This window comes from Cupriavidus sp. 01L46 (genome assembly GCF_056399905.1).
In genome coordinates, this window is the sequence record NZ_JBFTSF010000682.1 from 1 (window position 1) to 651 (window position 651).

A 651-nucleotide genomic window follows, 5' to 3' on the forward strand; every position below is an offset into this window, starting at 1 on the left:
TGGCCAACTTCTGCCCACACTCGCTCACCGAACTCAAAACGACCGCCCGCAATCGGCTGCGCAGCGCACAGCAACGCGCTAGCATCATTGCCGCGTGCTGGAAGCAGGCCGAGTTGTGGTGATGTCATCATTTATACAAGGATCAATAGAGCCACGGGAAACCGCGCGGCCCGCTGGGCGGCCTCGGACTACCGTAAACGGGCCTGTTACGCCAAGCGACGCAAACTCCGTCGAGCCTTGCACCTTCGTGAGCGCCACCACCAAGCCGTCGCGGGTGGCGAAGGCGAAGTTCCGCGGTGTGTACCGCGCTGCGGCGGCTAGGAAGCAGGATGCGCGCGCAGGTCCGTGATGAAGCCATTCAGTTCAGCTTCGCCGGCATCGGTAATCGCCCAGTAATTCATCCCCGCGGCACTCCAGTGGGCGAGGTGATAGCCCTGCTGCGCGTAGATGCGGGGCGTGGCGCCCGCGTCGTTGCCCGGCCACACATAAAGATTGATCGGGTGCAGCTTGTAGCGATAGACCATCACGGCTACCGCCCGCCCCTTCAGGTAATCCAGGCGGCCGCCGATCAGCGGATACCCCTGCTGCGCAAGATCGACCACCGGCGGCGCAAAGTCCAGCTTGCCGTCAAACCACGGCTTGACCGTATGC

At 63.3% G+C, this 651-nt stretch carries 1 protein-coding gene and 1 pseudogene; one reads left to right on the forward strand and one right to left on the reverse strand.

The window, feature by feature from the left end; genetic code table 11:
• Positions 1-122: pseudogene (locus AC1DS3_RS39295) on the forward strand (IS630-like element ISCARN39 family transposase); the annotation flags it as partial.
• 195 nt (positions 123-317) lie between these two features.
• Here the strand turns inward: AC1DS3_RS39295 and AC1DS3_RS39300 are convergent.
• The coding region (locus AC1DS3_RS39300) for an anti-sigma factor family protein (RefSeq protein ID WP_477129455.1) at positions 318-651 on the reverse strand (334 nt) is incomplete at its 5' end.